This is a genomic window from Pseudomonas rhizophila, from assembly GCF_003033885.1.
Lineage (GTDB): Bacteria > Pseudomonadota > Gammaproteobacteria > Pseudomonadales > Pseudomonadaceae > Aquipseudomonas > Aquipseudomonas rhizophila.
The window spans coordinates 3,337,181-3,353,712 of sequence record NZ_CP024081.1; the positions used below are offsets into that span (position 1 = coordinate 3,337,181).

11 protein-coding genes and 2 pseudogenes are annotated in these 16,532 nt (G+C 62.5%); 1 reads left to right on the top strand and 12 read right to left on the bottom strand.

All coding sequences use genetic code 11. The features are described from left to right. Nucleotides 1-321: 321 nt before the first annotated feature. Nucleotides 322-2,469, top strand: a pseudogene (locus CRX69_RS15580) (DUF6531 domain-containing protein); the annotation flags it as partial. Here CRX69_RS15580 and CRX69_RS15585 read toward each other — a convergent pair. The 12 genes and pseudogenes from CRX69_RS15585 to nuoC all read right to left on the bottom strand — a co-directional run. Further along, nucleotides 2,470-2,622, bottom strand: a pseudogene (locus CRX69_RS15585) (IS110 family transposase); the annotation flags it as partial. It lies immediately after the preceding pseudogene. Between the two features lie 126 nt (nt 2,623-2,748). After that, nucleotides 2,749-4,212 carry an NADH-quinone oxidoreductase subunit NuoN gene (nuoN, locus tag CRX69_RS15590; protein ID WP_047227742.1) on the bottom strand — a complete coding sequence of 488 codons (1,464 nt, stop codon included), beginning with the start codon at nt 4,210-4,212 and terminating at the stop codon, nt 2,749-2,751. Between the two features lie 7 nt (nt 4,213-4,219). Beyond that, nucleotides 4,220-5,752 (bottom strand): NADH-quinone oxidoreductase subunit M, encoded by a 1,533-nt coding sequence (nuoM, locus tag CRX69_RS15595; RefSeq protein ID WP_047227741.1) that lies wholly within the window; start codon nt 5,750-5,752, stop codon nt 4,220-4,222. A gap of 39 nt (nt 5,753-5,791) precedes the next feature. Continuing rightward, nucleotides 5,792-7,645 (bottom strand): NADH-quinone oxidoreductase subunit L, encoded by a 1,854-nt coding sequence (nuoL, locus tag CRX69_RS15600; protein WP_107322295.1) that lies wholly within the window; start codon nt 7,643-7,645, stop codon nt 5,792-5,794. Further along, nucleotides 7,642-7,950 (bottom strand): NADH-quinone oxidoreductase subunit NuoK, encoded by a 309-nt coding sequence (gene nuoK, locus CRX69_RS15605; protein WP_044463936.1) that lies wholly within the window; start codon nt 7,948-7,950, stop codon nt 7,642-7,644. Before nuoK ends, nuoL begins: the two co-directional genes overlap by 4 nt. Nucleotides 7,951-7,954: 4 nt before the next feature. Further along, nucleotides 7,955-8,455 carry an NADH-quinone oxidoreductase subunit J gene (gene nuoJ, locus CRX69_RS15610; protein WP_047227739.1) on the bottom strand — a complete coding sequence of 167 codons (501 nt, stop codon included), beginning with the start codon at nt 8,453-8,455 and terminating at the stop codon, nt 7,955-7,957. Nucleotides 8,456-8,464: 9 nt separating this feature from the next. Then, nucleotides 8,465-9,013 (bottom strand): NADH-quinone oxidoreductase subunit NuoI, encoded by a 549-nt coding sequence (nuoI, locus tag CRX69_RS15615; protein WP_047227738.1) that lies wholly within the window; start codon nt 9,011-9,013, stop codon nt 8,465-8,467. 11 nt (nt 9,014-9,024) lie between these two features. Beyond that, entirely contained in the window at nt 9,025-10,032 is a 1,008-nt protein-coding gene (gene nuoH, locus CRX69_RS15620; RefSeq protein WP_047227737.1) for an NADH-quinone oxidoreductase subunit NuoH, read from the bottom strand. Then, on the bottom strand, nt 10,029-12,743 hold the full coding sequence (nuoG, locus tag CRX69_RS15625; RefSeq protein ID WP_047227736.1) for an NADH-quinone oxidoreductase subunit NuoG: 2,715 nt from the start codon (nt 12,741-12,743) through the stop codon (nt 10,029-10,031). The genes nuoH and nuoG overlap by 4 nt, the downstream gene beginning before the upstream one ends. Before the next feature lie 139 nt (nt 12,744-12,882). After that, nucleotides 12,883-14,241, bottom strand: a complete 1,359-nt coding sequence (gene nuoF / locus CRX69_RS15630) for an NADH-quinone oxidoreductase subunit NuoF (protein ID WP_076385483.1) — start codon at nt 14,239-14,241, stop codon at nt 12,883-12,885. Next, nucleotides 14,238-14,735: an NADH-quinone oxidoreductase subunit NuoE gene (nuoE, locus tag CRX69_RS15635; RefSeq protein ID WP_003203372.1), complete on the bottom strand. Its 498-nt coding sequence runs from the start codon at nt 14,733-14,735 to the stop codon at nt 14,238-14,240. The genes nuoF and nuoE overlap by 4 nt, the downstream gene beginning before the upstream one ends. A gap of 2 nt (nt 14,736-14,737) precedes the next feature. Continuing rightward, entirely contained in the window at nt 14,738-16,522 is a 1,785-nt protein-coding gene (gene nuoC / locus CRX69_RS15640; RefSeq protein WP_047227734.1) for an NADH-quinone oxidoreductase subunit C/D, read from the bottom strand. Between the last annotated feature and the right edge of the window lie 10 nt (nt 16,523-16,532).

A 16,532-nucleotide genomic window follows, 5' to 3' on the forward strand; every position in this document is an offset into this window, starting at 1 on the left:
CCAGGAAGTTTTTGGCTTCCGGTGTTTTCCTTGTCGTGATGCCGCTTCGATTTCTCGGGGCATTGCTCAGAGTCTTCTGGCGCCCTTTGGTTCGATACCGACCGATTCCGTGCACTGTAAGTGCCTCCTGCCAGGAGGTAGGGCGAATGTTAGCGACAGGATGTTGCGGATTTAAGAATGGGGCGTGCGAGTTTCGTGACGCGTTCATTTGGGTTTTGTATTTAAAGAATCGCCTTACACCTGCCGTCTCCTCCTCTGACTTATTTTCCCTGCCGTCCTCGGCAAAGTCTCGCGTCCGTCCCCGCACCGCGAGATTCCCGCATGTTCGCCCCCGACAAACTCCTGGCTTTGAACAACGTCATCGGCTCGCTGGTGATTGCGGCCATGGACCCCGAGCAGCCGGACATCGAAGCGGTGCTGGCGGACTTCCGCACTTGCCTGAACGACTACGACGCCTGGGCTGAAAGTTTCTGGACCGGCTGGGCGCTGGATATCGAGCAGGTGTTCAAGGTCGGCAACGAAGTGTCCCTGGCGGCACCGAAGGACCTTGATCAACCTGTCAGCGCCACGGTGGTCGCTTGTCCGGCGGAGGGGCCGCTGATGCTGGTGCACATGTTCCAGGCGGCGCGCTTCGTGCCGATTGGCGACACACCGGTGATGCTGGAACCGATCACCGGGGGCGAGCCGGGGAAAGAAACCTTCGGCGAACCGGTTCATCACGTGATCGGCCCCAGCGGCATTCTGGAAGTCCCCGACTGCTGGCGGGGCCAGCGTTATCGCATCACCTTTTTTCCCCATGTGACGGCCGAGCATGTCAAGGCGCTGTACGCGTCCTACCGTGACGTGATTGCTCAACTGGAAGGTTGGCTGCAAGCGGAGTGGGATGAATTTCAACCGCAATGGGTAGAGTTTTCCGACAGCGGATTTCTCGAGCGCTACAGCGCATTGCAGCAAGCTGATTGGCGCGGGTTCACAGACGCCCTGCATCAGTTGTGGGACGACGTCAAACAGGTCTTCGAACTGCTGGCGGACCTGCAGGCCAACAGCGAGAAGTTGTTGGAGTACCTGACTCAAGCCGAGCTTGAGCAGCTACTGAAGGCGTCCTCCGAGGCAATCGCCAAAGGGTTGATGGTGTTGAGCGACGAGCCGTTGCTCTTCGTGCATATGGCGGCCTTCGCCAGTTGGCTACGGATGTTGCCGCCCCAGCACGTCGCTGAAGTCGTGGGCGAGATGCGCGCCTCGGTGCTGATCAACTTCCTGCTGATGCGTTTGACCGGGGGGCTGGGCCTGGGTCTGCGCATGAGCGGTAAGGTGCTGGGCCGGGTCCGCTCGGAGCGGGCCCGGGAGTGGTTGCTGGCGTCGAGCCTGAGGTTGGGCCAACTCACCCCCGACCGGCTCGATCAACATGCCGATGTGCTCAAACCATTGGTGGTCAGTCAGCGTGCGCCTTTAAAACCGACGCCTGTCGGACCTTTGCACATTACCCTCGAGAAATCTGCGCCAGTGTCCGTGAGCAATCCGGCCGCCGTGGCGCGGGAAAAATCCCAGCCTTCTACACGCCTGAGCGAACACGAACCCCACGACGACGCCCCCAGCCAATCGAAAAACCCCAACGGTGACAGCGCCGACACCGCGGCCCTGACCCAGACCAGCGGCTGCCCGGTGTCGATGGTCACCGGCGAAGAACTGCTGACCCTGGATGACGGCACCCTCGATGGCCGGCTGCCGTTTGTCTTCACCCGCTTGTACCGCACCAGCGCGGTGGACCTGGACATCGGCCTGGGCCGCGGCTGGAGCCATGCCCTTGCGCATCGCCTGTTGCTTGAGGGCGAGCAGGTCATCTGGATCGACCAGGAAAACCGCCGTACGACGTTTCCGCTGCCCACCGAGCAACGCCCGGCGATCCACAACAGCCTGGCCCGCGCGGCGATTTACCTCGGAGTGGAACCGGACGAACTGATCATCGCCCAGTCCGGCGAAGGTGCGCTGTTCCTACATTTTCGCGACGGCCATCTGACCGCCCTCAGTGATCGGTACGACAACCGCCTGACGATCAAGCGCAACATCCATGGCGACATCAGTCGCCTGGACAACGGCGCCGGGCGGTCCCTGCACCTGCGTTACGAACAGCGCCATCTGGTCGCCATCGACTACCAGAGCTTCCACCCGGCCCTGACCCTGGACGACGCCTGGCGCACCGAACAGACCCTGGTGGCTTACCGCTATGACGCCCGCTGGCGGCTGATCGAGACCACCAACGCCGCCGGTGAAAGCGAACGCTACGACTACGACGACCAGCACGTCATCCTGCAACGGCAACTGGCCGGCGGTGCGAGTTTCTTCTGGGAGTGGCAAGGGGCAGGCCGCGCAGCCCGCTGCGTGCGGCACTGGGCCTCGTTTGCGCAGATGGACAGCCGCTACACCTGGGGCGAGGACGGGCAGGTCACGGTCCAGCATCTGGATGGCAGCCACCACGGTACAGGCCGGCAGATTGCCGAAGAGCGTCATCATCTGTTGACGCGAGAACTTCTTGCGAAACACCTCTCGGCCCAATTTGTCTTGGCCGTGCAGGTGGAAACTGTGTTTACCGAGATCGATCCCGATCAGCGCTGACTCGCTCATAATGATGGCCTCCGAAAACAAAACACCCTGCGAAAGCGTAGCCCTCGCAAGGTGTGGGGGTGACCATCTCATTAATGCCCGTATCAAGCGATACGGGCATTTTTTGATGCTACAGCGTTCGGGTGATCAACCCGTCAGGCCGGCCTGCTGAACCAGGGTCAGCAACGGCTGCGGGTACACACCGAGGAAGAACGCCAGTACGGCGATAGCCAGCAGCATCACGCCGCCTGCCTTCTGTTCCCAGTGCAACTCGGCATCGTGGCGACGCAGGTTCGGTTCCATCAGGTACAGGGTGACCATGACGCGCAGGTAGTAGAACACGCCGATGGCACTGCCCAGCACCAGGGAGCCGACCAGCCACCATTGGTGAGCCTCGACGCCGGTGGCGATGATGTAGAACTTGCCGATGAAGCCGGCGGTCAGCGGGATGCCGGCCAGGGACAGCATCATCACGGTCAGCACGGCGGTCAGGTACGGACGGCGCCAGAACAGGCCGCGGTATTCGTACAGTGCGTCGGCGTCACGGCCGTTGTACGGCGAGGACATCAGGGTGATCACGCCGAACGCGCCAAGGCTGGTGATCACGTAGGTGACCAGGTACACGCCGATGGCTTCCACCGCCAGGCCCTTGCTGGCGATCAGCGCGATCAGCAGGTAACCGAAGTGGGCGATGGACGAGTAACCCAGCAGACGCTTGAGGTTGCTCTGGGTCAGCGCCAGCAGGTTACCGAACAGAATCGACGCGATGGCAATGATGGTCAGCACGTCGCTCAGCACACCGCTGCTGGCCACTGGCGAGATCTGGAACAACCGCACCATCACCGCGAACACTGCGACTTTCGACGCGGTGGCCAGGAACGCCGCCACCGGTGCCGGGGCGCCTTCGTAGACGTCCGGGGTCCAGAGGTGGAAAGGCACCAGCGACAGCTTGAACGCCAGGCCGATCAGCATCATGCCCAGGCCCAGTTGCGCGATCGGGCTAGGCAGGCCGGTGGCCGCCAGGGCCTGACCGATGCCGACGAAGCTCAGGGTGCCGGCTTCGGCGTAGAGCAGGGCCATGCCGAACAACAGGAACGCGGAACCGGCGGCCGACAGCACCATGTACTTGATGCCCGCTTCCAGGGAGCGCTTGTTGAAGAAGGCATAGGCCACCAGACCGTAGACCGGCACCGACAGCAGCTCCAGACCGATGAACAGGCTGGCCAGGTGCTGCGCGCTGACCAGGACCAGGCCACCGGCGGCGGCCATCAGGATCAGCAGGTACAGTTCTTCACGGTTGCCCGGGTAACCCGTACCGCCATCGCCGAGGTAGGCGTGGGCGAGGGTGACGCAGGCGAGGGTGGCGACCAGGATCAGCGCCATGTACAGGCAGGCGAAGCTGTCGATCTGCAACAGCGGGGTGACCGCCAGCGGCGCGACTTTCAGGGCCGGCAGAATCGACAGCAGGGCCAGGTTCAGCCCCGCCACCGACAGCAGGAAGGTCTGTGAGTGATTGCGCCGCCAGGCGATCGCCAGCATCACCACGATGATCGTGGCGCTGGTGATCAACAGCGGCGCAAGCGCGATAAAGTGTTGAATCGTGAATTCCATAGCGCTCTTACCGGGCCGAAGCGAGTTGAGAGAAGGCGGTGCCGAGCCACTGCTGCACGCCATGCATCGTGGCGGCAGAGGTGTCGAGGAACGGTTGCGGGTAGACGCCGAGGTAAACCAGCAGCACCGCAAGGCCGAGCACCATGATCAGTTCGCGACCGTCCATGCCGCGCAGCACTTCATCCGACTTGGTCGGGCCGAAGTAGGCGCGGTGGATCATGATCAGCGAGTAGACCGAACCGAACACCAGGCCAGAGGTGGCGATGGCGGTGATCCACGGAGCGCTGACGAACGAGCCGATCAGGATCAGGAACTCGCCGACGAAGTTACCGGTGCCCGGCAGGCCCAGGGACGCCGCGGCGAAGAACAGACTGATGGCCGGCAGGTAAGCGATGCGCGACCAGATACCGCCCATCTCACGCATGTCCCGAGTGTGCAGACGCTCGTACAACTGGCCGCTGAGGATAAACAGTGCCGCAGCCGACAGGCCGTGGGCCAGCATCTGGATCACCGCGCCTTGCAGGGCCAACTGGCTGCCGGAGTAGATCCCGATCAGCACAAAGCCCATGTGCGAAACACTGGAGAAGGCGATCAGGCGCTTGATGTCGGTCTGGGCGAACGCCAGGAACGCACCGTAGAAAATCCCGATCAGACCCAGGGTCATGGCAATCGGCGCGAACTCGGCCGAGGCATTGGGGAACAGCGGCAGGGCGAAACGCAGCAGGCCGTAGGCGGCGGTTTTGAGCAGGATACCGGCCAGGTCCACGGAACCTGCGGTCGGCGCCTGGGCGTGGGCGTCCGGCAGCCAGGAGTGGAACGGCACCACCGGCAGCTTCACCGCGAAGGCAATGAAGAAGCCCAGCATCAGCACGTACTCGGTGGTGCGCGACATCTGCACTTTCAACAGGTCGGCGTAGTTGAAGGTAATCACGCCGGTGTTGTTGAAGTTGACCAGCACCAGGCCAAGGATCGCCACCAGCATGATCAGGCCGGAAGCCTGGGTGAAGATGAAGAACTTGGTCGCCGCGTAGATCCGGGTTTTCTTGCCGTCCGAAGAACTGTGACCCCAGAGCGCGATGAGGAAGTACATCGGCACCAGCATCATTTCCCAGAAGAAGAAGAACATGAACAGGTCCAGCGCCAGGAACACGCCGACAACACCGCCCAAGATCCACATCAGGTTCAGGTGGAAGAAACCGACGTGACGCTGGATCTCTTTCCAGGAGCACAGGACCGAGAGGATACCCAGCAGGCCGGTCAGCAGGATCATCAGCAGCGACAGGCCGTCGAGAGCCAGATGCACGCTGATACCGAAGCGTTCGATCCAGATGTGCTTGAACTCAAGCGCCCAGGTCGGATCGGCGCCAGGGGCCGGAGCAAATGAATAGTCGCCGGTCGCCCAGAGCCAGAGGCCGAGTGCGAGTTCCAGGGACATGGTCAGCAGCGCAATCCAGCGCGGGAGGGTGGAGCTTGAACGCTCCGCCATCCAGCACAGCAGGCCGCCGATGAAGGGGATCAGGATTAGCCAGGGCAGAATCATGACGGGCTCGTTTCCTTTCGCAAGTTCGCAAGGTTCATATCAGACCGCTACCAGCACGATGGCGCCGATAACCAGCACGGCGCCAGCCGCCATGGAAGCCGCATACCAACGCAGTTGACCGGTCTCGGTACGGCTCAGGGCAGTGTGGCCGCCCTTGGCCATGCGCGGGATCAGGCCAATGGTCTGGTCGAGCGGGTCTTTGCGCAGAATGTGGCTGATCGCAAGGTATGGCTTGACGAACAGTTTGTCGTAGATCCAGTCGAAGCCCCAGGCAGCGAACCACCAGGCCGAAAGGAATCGCCCGATGCCGCTGTTGGCGATCGCCGTGACGAAGCGACGCTTGCCCAGGAACAGCAGGGCGGCCAGCAGGATACCGGCCAGGGCAATGGCGCCCGAAGCGATTTCCAGGCTGTGCTTGGCGTCGCCGCCGGCATGGCCGACGCTTTGCGGCAGGACATCGGCCAGCGGTGGCGTGATCATTGCGCCGACGAAGGTCGACAGCACGATCAGCACCGACAGTGGCAGCCAGTGGGCAATGCCGTGGCCAGCGTGGGCTTCGGTCTTGGCTTCACCGTGGAACGCGATGAAGATCAGGCGGAAGGTGTACAGCGAGGTCATGAACGCACCCACCAGGCCGGCATAGAGCAGACCCTGGTTACCGCTGGCGAACGCTTCCCAGAGGATCTCGTCCTTGGAGTAGAAACCGGCGGTGACCAGTGGCAGGGCCGCCAGGGCCGCGCCGCCGACGATGAAGCTGGCGTAGGCCAGTGGCAGTTTCTTCCACAGGCCGCCCATCTTGAAGATGTTCTGCTCGTGGTGGCAGGCAACGATCACCGCACCGGAAGCAAGGAACAGCAGCGCCTTGAAGAAGGCGTGGGTCATCAGGTGGAAGATCGCGCCTTCCCAGGCGCCGACGCCCAGGGCCAGGAACATGTAGCCGATCTGGCTCATGGTCGAGTAGGCGAGGATACGCTTGATGTCGGTCTGGACCAGGGCTGCGAAACCGGCCAGCACCAATGTCACGCCGCCGACGATGCCGACCAGGTGCAGGATGTCTGGCGCCAGGGCGAACAGGCCGTGGGTACGGGCGATCAGGTAGACACCGGCGGTCACCATGGTTGCGGCGTGGATCAGTGCCGAAACCGGGGTAGGGCCAGCCATCGCATCCGCCAGCCAGGTCTGCAACGGCAGTTGCGCGGATTTACCGACAGCGCCGCCCAGCAGCATCAGGGTCGCCAGGACGATCCAGAAGTCGCCGGCCTGGAAGTGCTGCGGAGCACGTACCAGCAGCTCCTGGATGTTCAGGGTGCCCAGTTGCTGGAACAGGATGAACAGGCCGATGGCCATGAACACGTCGCCGATCCGGGTCACGATGAACGCCTTGAGCGCCGCGTTACCGTTGTTGCGGTTGCTGTAGTAGAAACCGATCAGCAGGTACGAGCACAGGCCCACGCCTTCCCAGCCGAAGTACAGGAACAGCAGGTTATCGCCGAGCACCAGGAACAGCATGCTGGCGATGAACAGGTTGGTGTAGGCGAAGAAGCGCGAGTAACCGGCTTCGCCGCGCATGTACCAGGAGGCGAACAGGTGGATCAGGAAACCCACGCCGACCACCACGCCCAGCATGGTCACCGACAGGCCATCCAGGTACAGGGCGAAGTTCGGCGTGAAGCCTTCCACCGCCATCCACTGCCACAGCACCTGCACGTACGCGCCACCTTCAGGCGGGGCGACGTTGAACTGCCAGATCACGTAGGCCGTGACGATGGCAGACAGGCCGATGGACCCCACGCCAACCAGCGCCGAAAGGTTTTCCGACCAGCGTCCACGAGAGAACGACAGCAGCAGGAAACCGATGAGGGGAAATACGAAAGTCAGAAAGAGTAGGTTCATCCGCGCATCTCGCTGGCAGCGTCGATATCGAGAGTGTGGAAGCGGCGATACAGCTGCAACAGAATCGCCAGGCCGATACTGGCCTCAGCGGCTGCCAGGCTGATCACCAGGATGAACATGACTTGTCCATCCGGCTGCGCCCAGCGAGCGCCCGCGACGATGAAGGCCAGGGCGGAGGCATTCATCATGACCTCCAGGCTCATCAGCACGAACAGAATGTTGCGGCGGACCATCAGGCCGACCAGACCGAGGCAGAACAGGATGCCGGCAACCGCCAGACCATGCTCGAGAGGGATAGCAGGCATGTGATTACTCCTTCGCCTCGTTACGGCCCAAATGGAACGCCGTGACGGCTGCGGCAAGCAGCAGCATCGAGGCGAGTTCGACCACCAGCAGGTACGGACCGAACAGGCTGATGCCCACGGCCTTGGCGTCTACGGTGGTGTGGCCGATGGCCTGGCCGCTCTGGTGAGCGAACAGTACATACAGCAGTTCACCCAGCAGCAGCGCGGCGAGAATCACCGGCCCCGCCCAGATGCCCGGCTTGAGCCAGGAACGTTCTTGCTGCACCGAGGCCGGGCCCAGGTTCAGCATCATCACCACGAACACGAACAGCACCATGATGGCGCCGGCGTAGGCGATCACTTCCAGCGCACCGGCAAACGGCGCACCGAGGCTGAAGAAGGTCATGGCCACGGCGATCAGCGAGATGATCAGGTAGAGCAGGGCGTGCACAGGGTTGGTGTTGGTGACCACTCGAAGCGTGGAGACCACCGCGATACCCGATGCGAAATAGAAAGCGAATTCCATCTTTCTTCCTTAAGGCAGCAAGCTCTTCACGTTGATCGGTTCGGCTTCATTTTGCGCGGCGCCTTTTGGCTTACCGGCAATGGCCATACCTGCAACACGATAGAAGTTGTAATCAGGGTTTTTACCGGGACCGGAAATCAGCAGATCTTCTTTCTCGTACACCAGGTCCTGACGTTTGAACTCGGCCATTTCGAAATCCGGCGTGAGCTGGATCGCGGTGGTCGGGCACGCTTCCTCGCAGAGGCCGCAGAAAATGCAGCGCGAGAAGTTGATACGGAAGAAGTCCGGGTACCAGCGACCGTCTTCGGTTTCGGCTTTCTGCAACGAGATGCAGCCCACCGGGCACGCCACGGCGCACAGGTTGCAGGCCACGCAGCGTTCTTCGCCGTCGGGATCGCGGGTCAGGACGATGCGGCCGCGATAACGCGGCGGCAGGTAGACCGCTTCTTCAGGGTATTGCAGGGTGTCGCGCTTGCGAAAGCCATGGCCGAAGATCATGACCAGGCTTCGCAGTTGGGTACCGGTACCCTTAACGATGTCGCCAATATATTTGAACATGGGTCAAATCCTCACTGAACCGCGGCCGCAGGCGTGTTCATCAACACGATCGCAGCGGTCACCAGCAAATTGATCAGGGTCAGCGGCAGGCAGAATTTCCAGCTGAAGTCCATCACCTGGTCGTAGCGCGGGCGCGGGATCGAGGCGCGCAGCAGGACGAACAGCATGATGAAGAACGCGGTCTTCAGGGCGAACCAGACGAAGGACAGTTGCGGCAGGATGCCGAACGGACCGTGCCAGCCACCGAAGAACAACGTCACCAGCAGTGCCGAGATCAGGATGATGCCGATGTATTCACCGACGAAAAACATGCCCCATTTCATGCCGGCATATTCGATGTGATAGCCGTCGGCCAGTTCCTGTTCCGCTTCCGGTTGGTCGAAGGGGTGACGGTGAGTCACGGCCACGCCGGCCACGAAGAAGGTACAGAAACCGAAGAACTGCGGAATGATGAACCACAGGTTCTGGGCCTGGTACTCGACGATGTCGCGCATGTTGAACGAGCCGGCCTGGACCACCACGCCCATGAGCGCCAGGCCCATGAACACTTCGTAGGACACGGTCTGGGCCGAGGCCCGCAGGCTGCCCAGCAGGGCGAACTTGTTGTTGCTCGACCAGCCGGCGAACAGCACCGCGTACACCGACAGACCCGCCATGGCGAAGAAGAACAGCAGGCCGATGTTCAGGTCCGCCACGCCCCAGGTCGGGGTGATCGGGATGATCGCGAAGGCGATCAGCAAGGCGCTCATGGCCACGACCGGTGCCAGGGTGAAGATCACCTTGTCGGCAAACGGCGGCGTCCAGTCTTCCTTGAAGAACATCTTGATCATGTCGGCGGCGATCTGGAACATGCCGAACGGGCCGACGCGGTTCGGACCGTAGCGGTCCTGCCACCAGCCCAGCAGGCGACGTTCGACGAAACTCAGCAGCGCACCGCAGACCACCACGGCCAGCAGAATCACGATGGCCTTGAGAACCGTCAGGATCACGTCGATCACTTCAGGGGTAAACCAGCTCATTGCGCTGCCTCCTGCAGACCGTCGACGGTTTTGCCGAATATCGCCGGTGGAATACCCGCCAGGCCAGCCGGCAGGGCCACCAGGCCGGCGCCCAGTTCTTCATTGATGCGCAGCGGCAGACGCAAGGTCTGGCCCGCGACGTTCAGGCTCAGCAGGGCACCGTCGTTGACGCCCAGGCGATCGGCTTCGGACTTGGCCAGCGACACGTAGGCGGCCGGGATGCGTTCCTGGACCGGAGCGGCTTTGGAAGAGTTCTCTTCACTGCCGAACAGGTGATGGAACGGTACGACCTGCCAGGTGCCCGGTGCCGGGTTGAAGGCGCGCGGCACGCTGGCGAACCAGCTCAGGCCATCGCCCTGGCTTTCGATCAGGCGAGTGCCCGGGTCACCGGCACGCAGGTGACCGCCGACTTCGTCCTGGAACTTGTTCCAGGCTTGCGGCGAGTTCCAGCCCGGCGACCAGGCGAACGGCACTTGCGAGCGCGGTTCGGCGGAGCCCGAGTAACCTTCCATGGAGAACGAGAACGCAGTGTCGTTGTCCTGGGAGGTCCGTGGTTCGTGGACGCTGATGTCGGCGCGCATCGCGGTGCGACCGGAGTAGCGCAGCGGTTCGCGGGCCAGCTTCAGGCCCTTGATGCGGAACGCGGCCGATGGCGCGGCATCGACGATGCGAGCCAGTTGCGGGCTGCTCGAAGCGACGGCGGCGGTGACATGGTCCAGTTGCGTCCAGTCGATCGGCTGGTTCAGCAAGGTGGCGCGCAGGGCATGCAGCCAGCGCCAGCCTTCATGGACCAGGATGCTGGCGTCCAGGTAAGTCGGGTCGAACACCTGGAAGAAGCGCTGGGCGCGACCTTCCTGGCTGACCAGCGTACCGTCGCCTTCAGCGAAGCTCGCCGCCGGCAGCACCAGGTGGGCGCGGTCGGTGGTGGCGGTTTTCTGGTGGTCGGCAACGATCAGCACTTTCGCGGCATTCAGGGCAGCGTCCACCCGGGCCTTGTCGGTGCGGGTGTACAGGTCGTTTTCCAGCACCACGATGGCGTCGGCGCTGCCGTCGATCACCGCTTGCAGGGCCGCGTCCAGCGACTCGCCACCGAGCATGGCCAGGCCGAGGCTGTTGGCTTCCGGCACGATCAGGCTGATGGAACCGTTCTTCTCGCGCAGCTTCAGCGCCTTGGCGATGTTGGCGGCGGCTTCGATCAGTGCCTTGGAACCCAACGAGGTGCCGGCGATGATCAGTGGGCGTTTGGCCGCGAGCAGGGCGTCGGCGATACGCTGGGCCAGCGCGGCCGCTTCACTGTCCAAACCTTCGACGGCCGGGGCACTGGCGTCCAGGGCGTGGGCCACGGCAAAACCGATGCGCGCCAGGTCATCCGGTGCTGCGTGGACGCATTCTTCGGCGACGTCGTCGAGCTTGGTTTCAGCCAGGCTGGCAATGAACAGCGGGTTCAGCGCGTGCTGGCCGATGTTCTTCACGGCGGCATCGAGCCATGGCTGTACGCGCATGGCGTCGGCCATGTCTTCAGCCTTGCCCTTGACCGACTGGCGCAGGGCCAGGGCCATGCGCGCGGCGGTCTGGGTCAGGTCTTCACCCAGGACGAACACCGCATCGTGGTCTTCGATGTCACGCATCGTCGGCACGGGCAGCGGGCTGTCCTTGAGCACTTGCAGGACCAGGCGGATGCGTTCCAGCTCACCGGCTTCGATGCCACTGTAGAAGTGCTCGGCGCCGACCAGTTCACGCAGGGCGTAGTTGCTTTCCAGGCTGGCCCGTGGCGAACCGATACCGACGATGTTGCGCCCGCGCAGCAGTTCGGCGGCCTTGTCCAGCGCTTCGTCCAGGCTCAGCTTGGCGCCGTTGGCGAGCAATGGCTGGCGCGGACGATCCTTGCGGTTGACGTAGCCATAGCCGAAACGGCCACGGTCGCACAGGAAGTACTGGTTCACCGAACCGTTGAAGCGGTTCTCGATGCGACGCAGTTCGCCGTAGCGTTCGCCCGGGGATATGTTGCAACCGCTGGAGCAGCCATGGCAGATGCTCGGCGAAAACTGCATGTCCCACTTGCGGTTGTAGCGCTCGGAGTGAGTCTTGTCGGTGAACACACCGGTCGGGCAGACCTCGGTGAGGTTGCCGGAGAACTCGCTTTCCAGGGTGCCGTCTTCAACGCGACCGAAGTACACGTTGTCGTGGGCGCCGAACACGCCCAGGTCGGTGCCGCCGGCATAGTCCTTGTAGAAACGCACGCAGCGGTAGCAGGCGATGCAGCGGTTCATCTCGTGGGAGATGAACGGGCCCAGTTGCTGGTTCTGGTGGGTGCGCTTGGTGAAGCGATAACGGCGCTCGTTGTGGCCGGTCATCACCGTCATGTCTTGCAGGTGGCAGTGGCCGCCTTCCTCACAGACCGGGCAGTCGTGAGGGTGGTTGGTCATCAGCCATTCGACGACGCTGGCGCGAAACACTTTCGCTTCTTCGTCGTCGATGGAGATCCAGCTGCCGTCGGTGGCGGGGGTCATGCAGGACATGACGATCCGACCACGCTTGTCGTTTTCGTCGGTGTACTGCTTGACCGCGCATTGGCGACAGGCGCCTACGCTGCCAAGGGCGGGGTGCCAGCAGAAATAAGGGATGTCGAGGCCCAGGGACAGACATGCCTGTAACAGGTTGTCTGCGCCATCGACTTCGAGCTCTTTGCCGTCTACGTGGATAGTGGCCATGGTTCAAAGTTCTTCGTTGGCCCGGTGTCAGCGGGCGTGGCTAATGGAATCTTGTTATTCGTCCGAATCCAAACAGCCTTTCAAAGGCGTCATCGGACGAAAGGCGAAGGGCACGGACCCTTCGCCTTTTAAAGCGTCGTTACGCGCCGACCATGGTCGGCGTGACCACCTGATTGAGATCGCCTGCGCGCGTTGGCGCGATGCCGGCCTCGAATTCAGAGCGGAAGTATTTGATCGCGCTGCCCAACGGCTCCACGGCACCCGGTGCATGAGCACAGAAGGTCTTGCCCGGGCCGAGGAAACCCACCAGACCCAGCAGGGTCTCGATGTCGCCGGCCTGGCCTTCGCCGTTTTCAATGGCGCGCAGCAGCTTGACGCTCCACGGCAGGCCATCGCGGCAAGGGGTGCAGAAACCGCACGATTCACGGGAGAAGAATTCTTCCATGTTGCGCAGCAGGGAAACCATGTTGACGCTGTCGTCCACCGCCATGGCCAGACCGGTACCCATACGGGTGCCGACTTTGGCGATGCCGCCGGCGTACATTTGTGCGTCCAGGTGTTCCGGCAACAGGAAGCCGGTGCCGGCGCCGCCGGGCTGCCAGCACTTGAGCTTGTAACCGTCGCGCATGCCGCCGGCGTAGTCTTCGAACAGCTCGCGGCCGGTCACGCCGAATGGCAGTTCCCACAGGCCAGGGTTCTTGACCTTGCCGGAGAAGCCCATGAGCTTGGTGCCCATGTCTTCGCTGCCGTCGCGGGCCAGGGATTTGTACCAGTCGACGCCGTCGGCAATGATCGCCGGCACGTTGCACAGGGTCTCGACGTTGTTCACGCAGGTCGGCTTGCCCCACACGCCGACGGCGGCAGGGAAGGGCGGCTTGGAGCGCGGGTTGGCGCGGCGGCCTTCCAGGGAGTTGATCAGTGCGGTTTCTTCACCGCAGATGTAGCGCCCGGCACCGGTGTGGACGAACAGCTCGAAATCAAAGCCCGAACCCAGGATGTTCTTGCCCAAGAGGCCAGCGGCCTTGGCTTCTTCCACGGCACGGTTCAGGTGCTTGGCGGCGGTGGTGTATTCGCCGCGCAGGAAGATGTAGCCACGGTAGGTTTTCAACGCACGGGCACTGATCAGCATGCCTTCGATCAGCAGATGGGGCAGTTGCTCCATCAGCATGCGGTCTTTCCAGGTGTTGGGCTCCATTTCATCCGCGTTGCACAGCAGGTAGCGGATGTTGATGGACTCGTCCTTGGGCATCAGGCCCCACTTCACGCCAGTGGGGAAGCCGGCACCGCCGCGACCCTTGAGGCCGGAGTCTTTGACGGTCTGGACGATGTCGTCCTGGGCCATGTCGGTGAATGCCTTGCGCGCGGCGGCGTAGCCATTCTTGGCCTGGTATTCGTCCAGCCACACCGCTTCGCCGTCGTCACGCAGACGCCAGGTCAGGGGATGGGTTTCGGCCGAACGCTGGATGCGGTTGGCGGGCCCGAAGGAAGTCAGGGTCATACGTAGCCCTCCAGCAGTTTGGCGACGCCGTCAGGCTGGACGTCACCGAAGGTGTCGTCGTCGATCATCAGCGCCGGGGCCTTGTCGCAGTTGCCCAGGCAGCACACCGGCAGCAGGGTGAAGCGCCCGTCTGCGGTGGTCTGGCCCAGGCCGATGCCCAGCTTGTTCTGGATCTCGCCGACCACGGACTCGTGGCCGCCGATGTAGCAGACCATGCTGTCGCAGACGCGAATGATGTGGCGACCCACTGGCTGGCGGAAGATCTGGCTATAGAAGGTGGCAACACCTTCGACGTCGCTGGCCGGGATGCCGAGGATCTCGCCGATGGCGTAGAGCGCGCCGTCAGGCACCCAGCCACGCTCCTTCTGAACGATCTTCAGGGCTTCGATCGACGCCGCGCGCGGGTCTTCGTAGTGATGCAGCTCGTGCTCGATGGCCGAGCGCTCGGTTTCGCTCAGGGCGAAACGGTCTGTCTGGATAAGCGTGCTATTCATGCTTAGCGGTCCACGTCGGCCATAACGAAATCGATACTACCCAGGTACGCAATCATATCCGCGACCATGCTGCCTTTGATCACCGAAGGGATCTGCTGCAGGTGTGGGAAGCTTGGGGTGCGAATCCGGGTGCGGTAGCTCATGGTGCCGCCGTCGCTCGTCAGGTAATAACTGTTGATGCCCTTGGTCGCTTCGATCATCTGGAAGGACTCGTTGGCCGGCATGACCGGGCCCCACGAAACCTGCAGGAAGTGCGTGATCAGGGTCTCGATGTGTTGCAGCGTGCGCTCTTTGGGCGGCGGCGTGGTCAGCGGGTGATCCGCCTTGTACGGGCCTTCCGGCATGTTGCGCATGCACTGGTCGATGATCTTGATGCTCTGGCGCATCTCCTCGACGCGAACCATGCAGCGGTCATAGGCATCACCATTGACTGCCAGCGGTACTTCGAATTCGAAGTTTTCATAGCCGGAGTAAGGACGCGCCTTGCGCAGGTCGAAGTCGCAACCGGTGGAACGCAGGCCCGCACCGGTGACACCCCATTCCAGGGCCTCTTTGGTGTTGTAGGCGGCGACCCCGATGGTACGGCCCTTGAGGATGCTGTTCTGCAAGGCGGCCTTGGTGTATTCGTCCAGGCGCTTGGGCATCCATTCGACGAAATCCTTGACCAGCTTTTCCCAGCCCCGCGGCAGGTCGTGGGCAACCCCACCGATGCGGTACCAGGCCGGGTGCAGGCGGAAACCGGTGATGGCTTCGATCACCGTGTAGGCCTTCTGGCGGTCGGTGAAGGTGAAGAACACCGGGGTCATGGCGCCAACGTCCTGGATGTAGGTACCCAGGAACAGCAGGTGGCTGGTGATCCGGAAGAACTCGGCCATCATGATGCGGATGACGTCGACCTTTTCCGGCACCTTGATCCCGGCCAGTTTCTCGACCGAAAGCACGTACGGCAGGTTGTTCATCACGCCGCCGAGGTAATCGATGCGGTCGGTGTAGGGAATGTAGCTGTGCCAGGACTGGCGCTCGCCCATTTTCTCGGCGCCACGGTGGTGGTAGCCGATGTCCGGGACGCAGTCGACGATCTCTTCGCCGTCCAGCTGCAGGATGATGCGGAATGCACCGTGGGCCGAAGGGTGGTTCGGGCCCAGGTTGAGGAACATGTAGTCCTCGTTCGCCCCGGAGCGTTTCATGCCCCAGTCTTCCGGCTTGAAGCGCGCGGCTTCTTCCTCGAGCTGTTGCTTGGCCAGGGACAGGCTGAACGGATCGAACTCGGTGGCGCGGGCCGGGAAGTCCTTGCGCAGCGGGTGACCTTCCCAGGTCGGCGGCATCATGATGCGCGTCAGGTGCGGGTGGCCGGGGAAATCGATCCCGAACATGTCCCACACTTCACGTTCGTACCAGTTGGCGTTCGGCCAGATACCGGTCACGGTCGGCACGCTGAGGTCGCTCTCGGACAAGGCGACCTTGATCATCACGTCACTATTACGCTCGATCGACATCAGGTGATAGAACACGGTGAAATCGACGCCGTCGGGCAGCCCTTGACGCTTGGTGCGCAGACGCTCATCCACGCCATGCAAGTCATAGAGCATGACGTACGGCTTGGGCAGGTTGCGCAGGAAAGTCAGGACTTCGACGAGTTTGGCGCGGGCAACCCAAAGCACCGGCATGCCGGTGCGGGTCGGCTGGGCGGTGAACGCCTCGGGGCCAAAACGGTTGTTCAGTTCGACGACCACATCCTGGTCGTCTGCCTTGTAAGGCGGGATGTACAGAGCACTGCCTGTAGTCATGGTTATTTAT